The organism is Demequina sp., from assembly GCF_049841215.1.
GTDB lineage: Bacteria > Actinomycetota > Actinomycetes > Actinomycetales > Demequinaceae > Demequina.
Genome location: NZ_JASGEO010000018.1, coordinates 73,736 through 89,418 on the forward strand (window position 1 = coordinate 73,736; position 15,683 = coordinate 89,418).

Annotated in this window: 15 protein-coding genes and 1 riboswitch; of the genes, 8 read left to right on the plus strand and 7 right to left on the minus strand. The window is 67.6% G+C overall.

Annotated features, from left to right (window positions below):
• Positions 1-226: 226 nt before the first annotated feature.
• Both QM618_RS09790 and QM618_RS09795 read left to right on the plus strand, forming a co-directional pair.
• The gene (locus QM618_RS09790; RefSeq protein ID WP_428097926.1) at positions 227-523 is read left to right on the plus strand and encodes a type II toxin-antitoxin system Phd/YefM family antitoxin; all 297 of its coding nucleotides are present in this window, start codon (positions 227-229) and stop codon (positions 521-523) included.
• A complete protein-coding gene (locus QM618_RS09795) occupies positions 520-939 on the plus strand; it encodes a type II toxin-antitoxin system VapC family toxin (RefSeq protein WP_428097929.1) in 420 nt (139 codons plus the stop codon). Before QM618_RS09790 ends, QM618_RS09795 begins: the two co-directional genes overlap by 4 nt.
• Here QM618_RS09795 and QM618_RS09800 read toward each other — a convergent pair.
• A complete protein-coding gene (locus QM618_RS09800; protein WP_428097932.1) occupies positions 936-2,333 on the minus strand; it encodes a PLP-dependent aminotransferase family protein in 1,398 nt (465 codons plus the stop codon). The genes QM618_RS09795 and QM618_RS09800 overlap by 4 nt on opposite strands.
• 97 nt (positions 2,334-2,430) lie before the next feature.
• Between QM618_RS09800 and QM618_RS09805 the strand changes: the two genes are divergently transcribed.
• The 4 genes from QM618_RS09805 (at position 2,431) to QM618_RS09820 (ending at position 7,086) form a co-directional block, all read left to right on the plus strand.
• Positions 2,431-3,876: a pyridoxal phosphate-dependent decarboxylase family protein gene (locus QM618_RS09805; protein WP_428097936.1), complete on the plus strand. Its 1,446-nt coding sequence runs from the start codon at positions 2,431-2,433 to the stop codon at positions 3,874-3,876.
• A gap of 101 nt (positions 3,877-3,977) precedes the next feature.
• Complete coding sequence (locus QM618_RS09810) at positions 3,978-5,282, plus strand: magnesium transporter MgtE N-terminal domain-containing protein (protein WP_428097939.1); 1,305 nt, start codon at positions 3,978-3,980, stop codon at positions 5,280-5,282.
• Positions 5,275-5,772: a DUF1003 domain-containing protein gene (locus QM618_RS09815; protein WP_428097942.1), complete on the plus strand. Its 498-nt coding sequence runs from the start codon at positions 5,275-5,277 to the stop codon at positions 5,770-5,772. The genes QM618_RS09810 and QM618_RS09815 overlap by 8 nt, the downstream gene beginning before the upstream one ends.
• Before the next feature lie 189 nt (positions 5,773-5,961).
• Positions 5,962-7,086 carry an Mrp/NBP35 family ATP-binding protein gene (locus QM618_RS09820; protein WP_428097947.1) on the plus strand — a complete coding sequence of 375 codons (1,125 nt, stop codon included), beginning with the start codon at positions 5,962-5,964 and terminating at the stop codon, positions 7,084-7,086.
• A gap of 27 nt (positions 7,087-7,113) precedes the next feature.
• Here the strand turns inward: QM618_RS09820 and QM618_RS09825 are convergent, their stop codons facing one another.
• Complete coding sequence (locus tag QM618_RS09825) at positions 7,114-7,662, minus strand: hypothetical protein (RefSeq protein ID WP_428097951.1); 549 nt, start codon at positions 7,660-7,662, stop codon at positions 7,114-7,116.
• A 99-nt stretch (positions 7,663-7,761) separates the two neighbouring features.
• Between QM618_RS09825 and QM618_RS09830 the strand changes: the two genes are divergently transcribed.
• Positions 7,762-8,982, plus strand: coding sequence for a galactokinase (locus QM618_RS09830; RefSeq protein WP_428097955.1), 1,221 nt, complete (start codon positions 7,762-7,764; stop codon positions 8,980-8,982).
• Here the strand turns inward: QM618_RS09830 and QM618_RS09835 are convergent.
• The 4 genes from QM618_RS09835 to QM618_RS09850 form a co-directional block, all read right to left on the minus strand.
• Positions 8,979-9,779, minus strand: coding sequence for an exodeoxyribonuclease III (locus QM618_RS09835; RefSeq protein ID WP_428097958.1), 801 nt, complete (start codon positions 9,777-9,779; stop codon positions 8,979-8,981). The genes QM618_RS09830 and QM618_RS09835 overlap by 4 nt on opposite strands.
• A gap of 170 nt (positions 9,780-9,949) precedes the next feature.
• A complete protein-coding gene (locus QM618_RS09840; protein WP_428097962.1) occupies positions 9,950-10,828 on the minus strand; it encodes a bifunctional methylenetetrahydrofolate dehydrogenase/methenyltetrahydrofolate cyclohydrolase in 879 nt (292 codons plus the stop codon).
• A 12-nt stretch (positions 10,829-10,840) separates the two neighbouring features.
• Complete coding sequence (gene glyA, locus QM618_RS09845; protein WP_428097965.1) at positions 10,841-12,133, minus strand: serine hydroxymethyltransferase; 1,293 nt, start codon at positions 12,131-12,133, stop codon at positions 10,841-10,843.
• Between the two features lie 55 nt (positions 12,134-12,188).
• A riboswitch (ZMP/ZTP riboswitch) is annotated at positions 12,189-12,273 on the minus strand.
• Between the two features lie 16 nt (positions 12,274-12,289).
• Positions 12,290-13,339 (minus strand): acyltransferase family protein, encoded by a 1,050-nt coding sequence (locus QM618_RS09850; RefSeq protein WP_428097968.1) that lies wholly within the window; start codon positions 13,337-13,339, stop codon positions 12,290-12,292.
• A gap of 182 nt (positions 13,340-13,521) precedes the next feature.
• Here QM618_RS09850 and QM618_RS09855 point away from each other — a divergent pair, with 182 nt between their 5' ends.
• A complete protein-coding gene (locus tag QM618_RS09855; RefSeq protein ID WP_428097972.1) occupies positions 13,522-15,057 on the plus strand; it encodes a CHAP domain-containing protein in 1,536 nt (511 codons plus the stop codon).
• Between the two features lie 3 nt (positions 15,058-15,060).
• On the opposite strand, the gene QM618_RS09860 is transcribed toward QM618_RS09855, so the two are convergent.
• Positions 15,061-15,591: a GNAT family N-acetyltransferase gene (locus QM618_RS09860; RefSeq protein ID WP_428097976.1), complete on the minus strand. Its 531-nt coding sequence runs from the start codon at positions 15,589-15,591 to the stop codon at positions 15,061-15,063.
• Positions 15,592-15,683: the final 92 nt, after the last annotated feature.

The window sequence follows — 15,683 nt, forward strand, 5'->3', positions numbered from 1 at the left end:
GGTCTCGAATCCTCCCCATGTGTGCATGGCAGTCACTCCACGCCGGACGCACGGATCGCGGGCGACGCGACAGGTCTGGGCCTGTCTGCACGCTCACGCACACACACCGCGCGCTAGGCACCGGATTCCGGTGCTGACACACACATAGGCGAAGAGAGAGAGGCTGATCGGGCGCTGTGCGGATCAGCTCTACCGCGTGTCAGACATCGCGCGTATTCTGTCTGACATGGCCACTATCACCATGCGCACTCTCTCCCGCGAAACGGCGAAGGTTCTTGACGAACTGCCTAGCGCGACCAGCGGGGTAGTCGTCACGCGCGACGGCGTTCCCGTGGCGCGCATCAGCCCACTGTCAGCGTTTGAGCAGGCGATGTACGCCGAACTCATCGCCCAGGGAGTTGACCCGTTCACTCCACCGCCCCTCGATCCCAACTGGGAGCCGCTGCCTCGTGTCGCCCCGGGGCAAAAGTCCGTCAGCGACTACTTGATGGAGGATCGCCGCGGTTACGACGAGAAGCCATGACGCGGTACTTCGACTCGAGCGCCCTGACCAAGCTCGTCGCCGACGAGGCCGAGTCCGCGACTCTTCGTGCCCACCTCGCTGCGTCGCCAGACGCCGCAATGACAAGCATCGTCGCCGTGCCCGAGGTGGGCATCGCCACCTCGCGCGCTGACGCAACGGTGGGCCAACGCGTCACGGGAACTCTCGGATGGCTCCGGCTTCCCGGGCTGAACGTCGCGACCGCGCCGCTCAACCCCGCGCGCGCTCAGTCGGCGGCCAGGTTGGGCACGCAGTTGAAACTGCGCGCGCTCGACGCGATCCACGTCGCCACCGCGCATGCCGCCCGGGACACGATCACCGAAGTAGTGACGTACGACAAGGCCATGGTTGCCGCCTGCCTCGAACTGGGCCTCCCTGTGGTGAGCCCCGGGGCCTAGGCGGCGGCCGCGAGAATCTTGACGCCCAACTCCATCTGGTCCGGTTCCAGGTAGTACGGCAGGCGGAAGCGTCCGGAGCCGGCGCCAGGCAGCACTTCAAACGCAGAGCCGGGAGCCACGGGCGCGCCCGCCGCGGCCGCGCGGTCTGCGAACCGGTCTTCGTTCACACCCGGAACCTTTACCCACAGCGAAGGTCCGCCTGCGGGCATCGCGTACTCCCACTCCGGGGCGAACTCCGCTAGGGCTCGCACGGTCGCGTCGAGCGACACGCGCAATTGCTCTGTGCGCCACGCGGCCACGGCGTCATAGTGATCGGTGATGAGCCGCGTCGCGAGATGCTGGAAGAAGCTTGGGCTGCCTAGGTCCATGGCCGCCTTGCGGTGGCGCAGTTGCGCGGCAAGGGTGGGATTGGTGTGGAGCCAGCCGATGCGCAGTCCGCCCCAAAACACCTTGGACAGCCCGCCAATGGTGATGATGTTGGCGTTGGGCCTCAGCGCCGCGAGGGGAGGGCGCTTCACTCCGTCGAGGGGTAGGTCAGCCATGATGCGGTCGTCGATGATGGTGGTGCCGGTCTCCTCCGCAGCGGCCAGCAGCGCGAGCGCGGCCTCCGGCTCGAGCGCCGTGCCCGTGGGGTTCTGGAACGTGCTGAGGTAGGCGACGTCTGGCCGCGCCGCACGCAGCAGCTTGGCCGACGCCGTCACGTCCAGTCCGTTGACCCCCATAGGCAGGCCGAGGGTTCGCGATCCGCTAGCCGAGATAGCGTCGAACACGCCGGGGTAGGTCGCCGCCTCGACGGCCACGGGAGACGACGGCCCTGCGAGCGCCGTCACCGCGAGCCACACGGCCTGCTGGCCGCCAGCGGTGACGACGATCTCGTCCGGACGCGCCGGGATCCCGTCGCGTCGCAGCAAGCCAACGATTGCGTCGATGAGAGTGGGGTCCCCAAGCGAGGCGTAGCCGTTGCCGCTCAGCACCATCGAGTCCAGATCCGGCCCGGGGTTGCGCAATGCGTCCATGACCACGGGCGCGGGAGGCGGGCACGCGCCTGAAAGCCCGACGATGGGGCCGGGTCCCGCGTTCAGGATGCGTGAGAAGCGATCCTGTGGACTCAAGCCCTCGATTCCGCGCGAACGCGACCCCAGAGTGGGCGCGGCGCCTGGCCGCACGTCGAGCCACTCTTCGTCGCGGAGCTGTTGGTAGGCGGCGGTGACGGTATTGCGAGACAGGTGTAGGCATTCGGCAAGCGAGCGCTCCGACGGCAGTCGCGTCCCGTACTCGAGCGAACCCGACTCGGCCAAGGACACGATGGCCCCCGCGAGCTGCTGATAGAGGGGACCGGTGCCGCTCTGCCAGTGGTCGAGGACCGCCGCGAGCTGATCTGCTGTGGTGCGCATAGGGCCATCAAAGAGCAAACTGGCACCCGGCAACAAGTGCCAGTCTCCGCAAATCTGGCCCTAGAAGCCAGGTGCCAGTTGGGAGCAGGCTTGGCGCATGAGCACCACAGCAGAGCACAGCACCCGCCTCGAGAGGGTTCACGACAACCCCACCTCGAACGCCCGCATCCGCGAGCGCATCGCCATCACCACGGAGGCCGCACGCCGCGCGGGCTCCTACATCGCCAACGCGCCTCACCGCCCCATCGCGCCCACGGCGGACGCGGTCGAGGCGCTCGACGTCTTCCGCCGCCCTCTCCAAGACGGCCCAATCCCCGCCCGCGAAGTTCTCGCCGAGCTCGACGCGTTCGGCTCTCCCGCCACCGTGGTCCAGAACCACGGGCGGTTCTTCGGCTTCGTCAACGGCGGCGTTGAGCCTGCCGCCGCGGGCGCCGCGATCCTCGCCACCGCGTGGGACCAGAACACTGGCCTCGCGGTGACTTCCCCCGCTGCCGCCCTGCTCGACGAAGTCGCCGCGGACTGGATCCTGGACCTGCTGCAGATGCCGCAGGGCGCGGTCGCCACCTTCACCTCCGGCGCCACGCTCGCCAACTTCACCGGCATCGTCGCCGCTCGCGACGCCCTGCTGGCCCGCGCGGGCTGGGACGTCCATGAGCAAGGCATCTTCGGTGCCCCGGCCATCCGCGTGATCGTGGGCGACGAGGTCCACGCCTCGGCTCTGAAGTCCTTGCGCATGGCCGGGTTCGGCCCCGGCCAGGTGGAGCGCGTGCCAACGGATGAGACCGGCGCTGTCATCGCGAGCGAGTTCCCCACCGACACCGACGCCCTCACCCTTGTGCTCCTCCAGGCGGGCAACGTCAACACGGGCGCTTCCGACCCCTTCGCGCAGATCATCCCTGGTATCCGCGAGCGCGTTGGCTGGGTTCACGTGGACGGCGCGTTTGGCCTGTGGGCGGCTGCGTCGCCTGCCCGACGCTCACTTGTGGAAGGCGTTCAGCTCGCCGATTCGTGGGCAACAGATGCCCACAAGTGGCTCAACGCACCCTATGACTCCGGCGTGATCATCGTCCGCAAGGACGAGGACCTGCGCAGGGCGATGCGCATCGAGGCTCCCTACCTCAAGACCGACGAGGCCCGGCCGCTCATCCACCTCACCCCCCACATGTCGCAGAGAGCGCGTGGTGTGGAGACCTGGGCGCTGCTGGCCGCGCTCGGCAAGAACGGCGTGGCGGATCTCGTGGACCGCACGAGCGACCACGCTGCCGCCTTCGCCGCACTGCTCGTGGCCGGCGGCGCGGAGCTGCTCGCCCCGGTGGTCCTCAACCAGGCGCTCATCGCGTTTGGCGACGACTCCACCACCGACGCCGTCATTGCCGGCGTGCAAGCGGAGGGCACCATGTGGGCAGGCGGCAGCTTCTGGCATGGCCGCAAGGCCATGCGCATCTCGGTGAGTGACGCCGCCACCACCCCTGACGACGTCGCCGCCTCAGCGTCGGCCGTGCTCAAGGTGTGGGAGGAGGTCCGGGCCCCGAAGCGGGCTTGACCCCTCCCCAAGCAAGCGCGGGCGCTCCCTCCTCCATGGGGCGCCCGCGTTCGCGTGCGAGCCTCCCCGGCCCCAGCGTCGGGCCGCACTACCCTGAACCCATGAGCACGGCGAGCGAGCGCGTGTATGTGGCGCGCCTGGTGAACACGCCCGTCTTCGACCCCATCGGGGACCAAGTGGGCCGTGTTCGCGACGTCGTCATCCTCATGCGCAGGGGCGCCACGGCCACCGCCACGGGCCTTGTCGTGGAGGTGCCGGGCAGGCGGCGCGTGTTCATGCCGCTCACGCGCGTCACGTCCATCGCGCCCGGCCAGGTCATCTGCAACGGCGTCATCAACCTGCGTCGCTTTCAGGCGCGCACCTCGGAGGCGCTCGCCGTCGCCGAGCTGTTCGAGCGCTCGGTGAAGCTCAAGGACGACAAGTCCACGGCGTACATCGAGGACATCGCCATCGAGCAGGACCGCACCAAGCAGTGGGTCCTCACCAAGCTCTACGTGCGCAAGGCGGAACGGCGTAAGGGGGTGCTTGGATTCAGCCGACGGGGTGAGGCCCTGGTCGTGGACGTCGCCCAGGTCACAGGGCTGGCTCAGCGCGACAAGAACCAGGGCGCGGCGCTCATCATTCAGCAGTTCGAGGGGCACAAGCCCGCCGACCTCGCGGCCGCGCTGATGGAGATGGCGCCGTCTCGCTCCGCAGAGATTGCTGCGGCGCTCGATGACGAGCGGCTCGCCGACGTTCTTGAGGAGTTGCCAGAGGCGGACCAGATCGTGCTGCTCAACTCGCTGCGCTCTGATCGCGCTGCGGACGTGCTCGAGGCCATGGAGCCAGACGACGCCGCCGACCTCCTTGGTGACCTGCCGCCCGTAAAGGCAGCCGAGCTGCTTGACCTCATGGAGCCAGAGGACGCCAAGCAGGTGCGCCAGCTGCTCAACTACGCCGATGACTCCGCCGGTGGTCTCATGACGACCGAACCCGTGATCGTGGGTCCCGAGGCGACCGTGGCGCAGTGCCTCGCGGCGGTGCGCCGTCAGGAGCTCGCGCCCGCGCTCGCCTCGATGGTGTTCGTGGTGCGGCCGCCGCTCGAGACCCCCACGGGACGCTTCATTGGCTTGGTGCACATCCAGCGGCTGCTGCGCGAGCCCCCCCACGAGTCCGTTGGCAACTTCGTGGACACGGCGATCGAGCCGCTCGGTCCCGATGACGACCTCGCGTACGTGGCGCGGCACATGGCCGCGTACGACATCCTTGCTCTGCCCGTGGTGGACTCCGATCACTACTTGCGCGGCGCCATCTCGATTGACGACGTGTTGGACCACTTGCTGCCGAGCGACTGGCGCGAGCACCTGGAGGACGAGAGCGAGCCGGTTGGCGACGGTAACAGTGCCGCGGAGGTGAGCCGTGGCTGAGCGCCTCCTCGATCGGCCAAAGGGCGAGGAGCGGGCGCTCCGTCTCCGCCGCCGCGGAAAGCGCGACAGCGACCGCGAGGGTCAGTGGGCGGAGTCCATCGCGAGATTCCTTGGGACGCCAAGTTTCATCCTCTGGCTCACGCTGTTCGTGGTCGCGTGGATCCTATGGAACACGCTCGCACCTGAGAACTTGCGCTTTGATCAGTGGGGTTTCGTGGCGCTCACTCTCATGCTCTCGCTCCAAGCCTCCTACGCCGCTCCCCTGATCCTGCTCGCGCAGAACCGCCAGGCCGACCGCGATCGCGTGGCCGCAGAGCAGGACCGTCAGCGTGCTGAACGCTCGCTCGCGGACACCGAGTACCTCGCGCGCGAAGTTGCGTCGTTGCGCCAGGCCCTCAACGAGGTGGCGACTCGCGACTTCGTGCGCAGCGAACTGCGTGCGCTGCTCGAAGAATTGCGCGACGAGGACGAAGACCAACCCGCCAAATAGTCCCTCCGCCTCACCCCCGGTTACGCACGTAGCCCGTGACGTCACCCGGCTCTGAACCACTTCTAGGCACGTTGAGCGTTCACACAGTGTCCGAACACCCGGAAAGTGGTTCAGAGTGTTGGGGACGGCGGCGACCGGCGGTACGGGCGGCGGGCCGGGGCACTCCCCACACCGCCTACGATTGATGCCATGCCCACCGCCGAACTCGTGAACGACGAGCTGTCCAAGGTCATCGACCCTGAGATCCGCCGCCCCATCACGGAAATCGGCATGGTGCGCTCCATCGACATCGACGGCTCCACCGCCGTCATCGGCATCGACCTCACCACGCAGGGCTGCCCCATGCGGGACCGCATCACCACGGACGTGGAAGAGGCGGCGCTGCGCGCGGACGGCATCGACTCCGTGCGGATCGAGCTCGGCGTCATGAGCGACGAGCAGCGCCACGGCCTGCGCGCCAAGCTGCGCGGCGGCAAGGCCGACCCCGTCATTCCCTTCACGCAACCAGGCAACCTGACGCGGATCTATGCCATAGCGTCGGGCAAGGGCGGCGTCGGCAAGTCAACCGTCACCGCCAACCTGGCCGCAGCGATGGCCGCCGACGGCCTCAAGGTGGGCGTGCTCGACGCCGACATCTTTGGCTTCTCAATCCCCGGAATGCTCGGTGTGCAGGGGCAGCCGACCCGCATCGACGACATGCTGCTGCCTCCCATCGCTCACGACATCAAGGCCGTGTCGATCGGCATGTTCGTGCCCGCGGGCCAGCCCGTTGTGTGGCGCGGCCCCATGCTGCACCGCGCCGTCGAGCAGTTCCTCGCGGACGTGTTCTGGGGCGACCTCGACATCCTGCTTCTGGATCTTCCCCCTGGTACGGGCGATATTGCAATCTCCGTGGCGCAACTGCTTCCGCACGCAGAACTGGTGGTGGTGACCACCCCGCAAGCCGCGGCCTCTACCGTCGCCGAGCGCGCAGGTGCCATCGCCACGCAGACGTCGCAGAACGTCGTTGGCGTGATCGAGAACATGGCCTGGCTTGACCAGCCTGACGGCTCGCGGCTACACCTGTTCGGCGAGGGCGGCGGCGCACTGGTGTCAGAGCACTTGAGCGCCACGCTCGGCACGTCGGTGCCGTTGCTGGGCCAAATTCCGCTCGACATTGCCGCCCGCGAGGCCGGTGATGCGGGCGTGCCAGCAGTTCTCCGCGACGCGGAGAGCCCCGCGGCCGTCGAGCTGCGCCGCATCGCGCGGGCGCTCGCGACGCGCCAGCGAGGGCTCGCCGGGCGAAGCCTCGGCGTCACCCCTGTGCGATCCTAGCTTTCACCCGCCCGACGCTGTGGCTGGCTATGCCTCGTCGCGCGGCCCCCAGCCGGTGACGATCACGGCGACGAGCCCCGCGAGAATCGTGCCCATCGATACGGCGGGCGTCACGAAGGCGCCGAGCAGCGCGTCGTCAAAGCCGGGGCCGTTCAACTTGAGCATGTCCGGAAGATTGTCAAAGGAGATGCCGCTGATCGTTCCCGTCACGGCCATCACGTGCACACCGAGCACCGTGCCGAGGAAGGCAGGCACCCATGCGCGCCAGTCGCGCGTGAAGGACAGGTAACGCACCGCGAAGCCCACCGCCGCGGCCACGAGCGTCGCGAGCAGCATGAGCGCCCATACGTTGGACGGGTTCGGCACGAGCATCGAGAGCAGCAGCCCAACGAGCCCGCCCACCACAAGTGCGGCCGCGAGCGGGCCCATCTGGTTGGCGCGCACCCTGTCGAGGATTGAGGGCGCCGGCAGGTACACCACGGGGTCGGCCGCCGCGGGCTCTGCAGCCGCGCGAACGGGCGTCGGCTCCGGCTCCGGGGTGGGGTCTGGTGTTTGGTTGGCTGGAGTGCGCGGCATGGGTGCTCCTTGTGCGAATCGGCCGTGGCAGTACACCGCAATGGTACGGCTCTCCAAAGTCCCACGCCGCGTCGCCTCAGTGCTGGCAGAATGACATATGTGGCAGAAGGGACAGACGCTGAGGGTCCCATCTGGAGTCCCGTGTGGACGCCGGATGAGGGTGCCCAGCACGCACGCGCGTTGTTCACCGACGCCTTCGGCTATGAGGCCAAAACCGTCAAGTCCGCGCCAGGGCGAGTGACCATCGTCGGCGAGCACACGGACTACAGCGGCGGGGTCTGCCTGGCCACCACCACCCAGCAAGAGACCTACGTTGCTGGCCACCCGCGGGATGACGACACCGTGCGGGTCACCTGGTTTGACAGCACTGGCGAACGCCGCGAGTGGACCGGCGTGCTTGACGACGCGCGGCCAAGCGGCCCCGGAGACAATGCGCAGAAGTCCCGCGGCATCATTTGGGCGCTCACCGAGCGCGGCTACTCAGGCAGCGGCATGGATTTGGCCATCACCACGTGCGTTCCGGAGCACGCTGGACTGGCGCAGGGCGTGTCAGTTCTCGCCGCCGTCGCCTTGGTGATTCAGGACCTGTGGGGCTTAGCGCTCGACACCGACGCCGGGCGCGTGGAACTCGCGGGAATCTGCATAGACGCCGAGACGGGCTTCTCCGGCGTGCCCACCGCGGGCATGGTGCAGCACACAATCCTGCGCTGCCCTCCAGGCCAGGCGCTGCTTCTTGACTTCTACGGCACCCCGCCTCGCGTCTCGCACCAGCCCCTGTACTTCCCCGAGTACGGCCTCGCGCTGCTGCTCATTGACACCGGGAAGCCCAACACCCTGACACTTGCCGAGTACTCGTCGCGGTGGGATCAGGTGGCCGCCGCGAGTGCCGCCCTCGGAGCGCCGAGGCTACGCGCCGTCGCGGATGCGCCACATGCCCTGCGCAGGCTCGAGACCATCGACGATCCCGTGCTCCGTCAGCGTGCCCGCCATGTCATCACGGAGATCGAGCGCGTGCGCATCGTGTGCGCGGAGCTGTCTGGCACCGCGCCCGCTCACGAACGTTTCGTGAGCATCGGCAAGGCCCTGTACCGCTCGCATGCCTCGATGGAGGTCGACTACGAGATGTCCAACCCCGAGCTCGACGCAGTGGTGGACGGCGCCTTCCAAGCGGGAGCCCTTGGGGCACGCCTCGTGGAGGGCGGGTTTGGCGGCGCGGCCGTTGCCCTCATCCGCAGGGCTCAGGCGGAGACGACCGCACGGCTCATCTCCGAGTCGATGGTCGCGAGCGGCCACAAGCCGCCCACGTTCTCGATGATCTAGAGCGTGTAGTCCACCACGAGCGGCGCGTGGTCCGTCCAGCGCGTGTCCCACGATGCTTGGCGATCCACTCGCACGGTGGTGGCGAGGGCGGCCAACTTCGCCGAAGCGATCTGATAGTCGATGCGCCAGCCCGCGTCGTTGTCGAACGCCTTGCCGCGTTGAGACCACCACGTGTAAGGCCCGTCGACGTCGCCGGAGAGCGTTCGGTGCACGTCCACCCATCCGGAGCCGAACCACGAGTCCAAGTACGCCCGCTCCTCGGGCAAGAATCCCGCGGTCTTGAGGTTGCCCTTCCAGTTGCGGATGTCCCTGTTGGTGTGGGCGATGTTGACGTCGCCCATCGCCACCGCAAGCTCGTGGTCGCGAGCGAGTTCGGCGAGCCGCAACGTCACGAGGTCAAGGAACCAGTACTTGTCGTCTTGCTTGGGGGTGCCCACTTCGCCAGAGTGGACATACGTGGAGATCACCCTGAGCGGCCCGACGGGTGTGGTCACCGTGCCCTCTACCCAGCGTCCCGTATGAGTTGCCTCGGCACCCGCTGGGCCGAAGACATCCACGGCCACCTTGACGTCCTCAAGAGGGGTCCGCGACAAGATGGCAACGCCAGAACGGCCTTTCTGCTCGCTTTCCTGGTGCGCTACGTGCCACCCGCCGGCGAACGCCTCTTGAACCACAGCGTCAGGCGCGCGCACCTCTTGCATGCACACAACGTCGGGCGCGGCCTGGTCAAGCCACTCGAGCATTCCCTTGCGCAGCGCAGCGCGCACTCCGTTGACGTTGACGGTGGCAATTCTCATGCGGCGAGCCTATCCCCCACCCCTGACTACCTCTCCACACACGGCAGATACCTGTCCACACACAGTGCCCGACGCTGTGGCCCGCTTGTGCGGGGAGGCGGGCCGCAGCGTCGGACCAGAGGGCGTTTTGTGTGGAGGAGCAATCGCCGTGTGTGGAGGGGCGATCCGGGCTAGCGGGCTCGTTCGGCGCTCTCGACCACGTTGGACAGCAGCATGGCGCGCGTCATGGGGCCCACTCCACCGGGATTCGGTGAGTACCAGGACGCCTTGACGAGGGCGTCTGCCGCGATGTCGCCGGCGACGCGGGACTTGCCCGTCTCGGGATCCGTCACGCGGGAAACACCAACGTCGATGAGCACCACGCCATCCTTGACCATGTCCCCCGTCACAAGCCCGGGAACCCCCGCTGCCGCGACGATGACGTCGGCCCCGCGCGTGTGCGAGGCGAGGTCCGCGGTGCCGGTGTGGCACAGCGTCACGGTGGCGTTGACCGCGCGGCGGGTGAGCAGCAGGCCGATACTGCGGCCAACGGTGGTGCCGCGGCCGATCACCACGACCTCCTTGCCGCGCAGCGAGACGCCGTGCCGCTCGATGAGCTCGATGATGCCCTTGGGCGTGCACGGGAGCGAGGACTCGATGTCCTCGCTCATGCGCAGCACGAGGCGACCGAGGTTGGTGGGGTGCAGGCCGTCGGCGTCCTTGTCCGGATCGATGAGCTCGAGCACGCGGTTGGTGTCGATGCCGGCGGGAAGCGGGAGCTGCACGATGAAGCCCGTGCAGTCCGGGTTGCCATTGAGGCGCGCTACCGCGGCCTCGATCTCCTCTTGCGTCGCCGTTCCCGGCAGGTCCTCGCGGATCGACGCAATGCCAACCTCGGCGCAATCGGCGTGCTTGCCGTTGACATACCAGGTGGAACCCGGGTCATCACCGACGAGAAGGGTGCCAAGGCCGGGGACGACGCCGCGCTCGCGCAGCGCCGTCACCCGTTCCTTGAGCTCTCCCTTGATGGCGGCCGCAGTCGCCTTGCCGTCCAGCTTCTGAGCGGTCATGGGCGACGCGCCTTACTGGGCCAGGCCGTCGTAGAGCGGGAAGTCGTCCGCGAGCTTCGCGACGCGAGCGCGCAGCGCGTCCACGTCCGCGCCGCCCTTAAGTGCCGTGGCGATGACGTCGGCGACCTCAGTGAACTCCTCGGCGCCGAAGCCGCGGCTCGCCAGAGCAGGGGTGCCGATGCGCAGGCCGGAGGTGACCATCGGCGGGCGGGGGTCGAACGGCACCGCGTTGCGGTTCACCGTGATGCCAACCTCGTGCAGCAGATCCTCCGCGTCCTGGCCGCTGAGCGGCGAGTTGCGAAGATCGGCGAGCACCAAGTGGACGTCCGTGCCGCCGGTGACGACGTTGACGCCCGCGGCCACAGCGTCGGGCGCCGTGAGCCGCTCCGCGAGGATGCGGGCGCCCTCGAGGACGCGCTCCATGCGCTCCTTGAACTCGGGCTGCGCGGCGGCCTTAAGGGCAACGGCCTTCGCGGCGATCACGTGCATGAGCGGGCCGCCCTGCTGGCCGGGGAAGACGGCAGAGTTGAGCTTCTTCGCGTATTCCTCGTCGCGGGACACGATGAGGCCGGAGCGGGGGCCGCCGAGCGTCTTGTGCACGGTCGTGGAGACGACGTCGCTGTGTGGCACGGGAGAGGGGTGCAGGCCAGCAGCAACGAGCCCAGCGAAGTGCGCCATGTCGGTCCACAGCTTGGCGCCAACCTCATCGGCGATCGAGCGGAAGGCCGCGAAGTCCAGGTGACGCGGGTACGCGGACCAGCCCGCGATGATGACGTCGGGGCGCTCCTCGAGGGCGATCTTGCGGACCGTCTCCATCTCGACGCGGTACGTGGCCTCGTCGAGGCCGTACGCGGCGACGTCGTAGAGCTTTCCGGAGAAGTTGAGCTTCATGCCGTGCGTGAGGTGGCCGCCGTGGGCGAGCGACAAGCCCATGATCTTGTCGCCGGGGTTGATGAGCGCGTGCAGCACGGCCGCGTTCGCGGTGGCACCGGAGTGCGGCTGGACGTTCGCGTACGCCGCACCAAACAGCGACTTCGCGCGTTCGATGGCAATCGTCTCCGCGACGTCCACCTCTTCGCAGCCGCCGTAGTAGCGGCGGCCAGGGTAGCCCTCCGCGTACTTGTTTGTGAGCACGGAGCCCTGCGCCTGCAGCACGGAGCGCGGTACGAAATTCTCGGAGGCGATCATTTCGAGGTAGGTCTGCTGGCGGTCGAGCTCGCGCTCGAGGACCTGGGCGATGTCTGGATCAAAGTCCTGCAGCGTGGCGTTCATAACGGCTGCGGTGGCGCTGGAGTCGGTGCTCATGGCGTTCCCTTATCTGTTGGGGCGGGCGACACGGGGCCGCCGGCTTCTGTCCGGTGACCTTGGCCCAGGCGAACGACCAACAGTCTTCAGGATGCCGCTCCCTCGTGGTGACACCACGTGCGCCAGTCGCGACGGGGTGAGTCTATCAAGGGCTCGTCACGCCGCGCGAGCGTTGCGTCTGCCCTTGCCCTTGCCCTTGCCCTTGCCCTTGCCCTTGCCCAACCGCGCCTGCCACCAGCGAAGGTCCATGAGCGGCGCCGTGGCGGCGACCACCGGTCTCCGCGACAGCACCCAGGCAAGGCCAAAGCTGGCTGCGGCGGCGACAAGGACCGCCCACCACCCGGCGAACCACGCGGGAGCTCCCTCCTCGTGCCACACCAGCAGCACCACGGTGTGCAACAGGTACACCGTGAGGCTCGCCACCCCGATGCTTGGAAGCACCGGAAGCACGCGCATCGTCAGAATCACCGCGGCCAGTGCGAGCGGCGCGCCAATGGCCAACACCATGGCCCGATGCGCGATCCCCTCACCCGCGGTGAGGCCCATGGTGCCGTGGCTCAACGAGTAGTAGAAGTCACTCACGGGAACCCCTGCGTGAGTCAGCAGCACCACGATCGCGCCGACACAGAGAGCAGCCGCGGCGGCCACTCGCGCCCACCGCGATAGTGCCCATTCCCACCACTGGTCACGCCACAACAGTCCGGCAACGAAGAACGGCAGCATGCCCACGATCCGCCCAAGCGAGAATCCCTGCCCCAGCCACGAGACCCCAGCACCCGCTAGGGACAGCGCTACGCACGCGGGAACCGCAACGGCAAAGGACATGCGCTGGAACAGGGGCGCCACGAGCCGCCACGCCATCAGCGCGATGAGGTACCAGAGCGTCCAGGGAGCTGACGCGAAAGGGAACTCAAAAGGCGTGGAGTTCCACCAAGCGTCAAACAACCGCTGTATGAGGGCGAATACCAGGTACGGGAACAGGAGGCGAGTGACTATTTTCACAGGGGACCACGCGGTCACGTAGCGCGTGGCGTAGCCGCTGAGAAAAACGAACGCGGGCATATGAAACAGATAAATCCACAGCAATGCCGCATGGCTCGCAGCACCGTCCATCGAGGCGAGCACGTGACCTAGAACTACCAGGCACATCAGTGCACCGGTTGCCGAGTCGAGGCGCAGATCTCGTGCGCGTCTAGCGACCGTCATCGCACCGTCACGCCTCCCACCGGATGCCAGCCTTTCCGCCCCCAAGCCCACCGATACCCCGGTGCGCCCAATCTTGCCATGGCGCCTCGGTATCGCGTTTGAGCGGCGGCCCGGGTTATGGTGGAGGCGATGCGGAGCGGCAGCGGCACAGCTGCCGGAATGACGTTAGGAACCTCCCCGGTATGGCTAGTCGACCACTCCGAGCGACGTTTGTCGCCCTCCTTACCCTCGTTCTCGCGGCAACCGCAGAGACTGCCGTTGCCGCGGACGTGCCCGCGTCGTCACCGCTCGGTTCGCGCCAACTTGCAATGGCACCGGGCGACTCGGTGAGCGTGACCGCGCCCGATCAGGTGGTAAAGGGCACGCGCATGTACATCACCGCAAAGGGAGACGGCTCGCTGAGCGGCAAGGGCACCGTGGAGTGGTCAACGGATCAGACAGAGTGGCACACCTCTGCAACGACCATCCCGGTGGAAGACGGGCAGGGCGCCACCTCGTGGCTGCCAACCAAGAGCGCGTACTACCGGATCGTTGGCGATGGCATTCAGAGTGCCGTGTGGCGTACCGACGTGGTCTCCAAGAGCGGCTACGCCATCTCTGCGGGCACCCGCTCCGCGCAGGTGCACAGCCTCGAGTCGGCCTACCTTGGCGGCTCCGCAGTGAAGGACGGCAAGGGAGGCGCGTACAAGGTGCGCGTCGAGGTCCGCTTGAGTGATGGCACCTGGAAATCGGTGGGCACCGTCAAGGCATCGAGCGCCGGAAACTTCACCGTGAGGGTTCGCCTCAGCGCGGATCGCACGTTCAGGGCGCGCATCCTGTCCTCCTCCGGCTCCACCCTCGCCACGTCTCCCACATTCGAGGTGGAACTTAACGGCGGCACAAGCACCCTCGAGGAGCGCCGCGCGCTCATGGCGTGGCGCCTCGGAGCCGCCACCACGGCGATCCGCGCGATCGCCGCTGATGAGGTGGCGGCAGCCAAGTACACCGGCGGCGCCGAGTCGGCGCGAATCCAGAAGTTCAAGAAGGGCTTCCTCGTGGAGGTCACAGAGACCGGCGGTACCAAGCGCACGTGGGTCATCGAAGGCAAGCAACTTACGGGCTACCTGGATCGCAGCGCATGGCATGGCTCGCTCGGCCTCCCTGAGCGCGACGTGAAGTGCGGCCTGCTAGAGGGTGGTTGCGTACAGCTGTTCTCAGGCGGGGCGATCTACACGAACACCTCGTCCATGAGCAAGGGCATCTACGTGGCCTACGGGCGCTGGCCGCAGGTGGAGACGCTCGCCGCGGCGTACTCGCAGAAGTACTACGAGGAGCCGTCCTGGCGAGAGAGCAAGTACAACGAGTGGGTGGGCGGCACTCACGCGTGGTGCCAGGTGTTCGTGGCCTGGTCAACGTACGCAGCCGGCCGCTCCGGCGAGGCGCCAGTGCGCACCTACTTCCCCCATTACGTGACCGCGGTCAAGGCCAGCCCCGCGCTGATCCGCGACCCTAAGGCCTCGGAGATCAGGGCGGGAGACATCCTGCTCTTCGACTGGGGCAATGGCACCCCCACCCACACCGGCTTCGCCGTGAAGGTGAGCGGCAACTACGTCTACACCTTTGAGGGGAACACCACGGACGGCACTGCTGACCCGCAGCGCGGCGTGTACGCGCGCAAGCGCCCGCTCAGCGGCGTGTGGGGCCTGTATCACCCAGGTGAGTACGCGGCGAACAGCTAGCGACTAGTTGTCGCCGCGGATGGCGACGTCGTCGGCTTCGTCGTCGACGATGGCGCCCGCCTCAAGTACCTTGCGCAAGTACGCGTACGTGAGGTCGCCCGCCACCTGGTCAAACTGGTGCTCGTAGCCCGCGTTGTTGTACAGCGAGATGTTGTGCTTCGAGTTCTGCCCTGTAAACACCCACACCTCTTTGGTGTTTTCCGGCAGGTGGCCAAGCACCGCAAAGAGCAGTTGCGTGCCAATCCCCTGACCCTGCTGGTCGGGGGCCACCGCAAGGCGACCAATGGTGGCTTTGTCGTCCTCAATCCCCACGCGAATGGAGCCGACGAGCCGGTGGCCGCGCCACGCCCCAAGCGTCACCACGTCGTCGGACTCGAGGTCAACGAGTAGTTCGTCGAGGCTCTGCGTCAGCGCCGGGATGTTGGGGTCATTGAAGATCTGCGCCTCGCTCACGAACGCCGCGCGGCGCACGGTGAGCAGCTCACCAGCGTCGTCCTTGCCGATGACATCGATGCGCACCTTTTCGCCAGCCATGGCTCTATCGTTACAGGCTCGGGCGCATGAACCTCGCAGGCAAGGCCACCTGAGCGTCAAATCGCGGCCAAACCGCAACCTCCGGGGGCGCA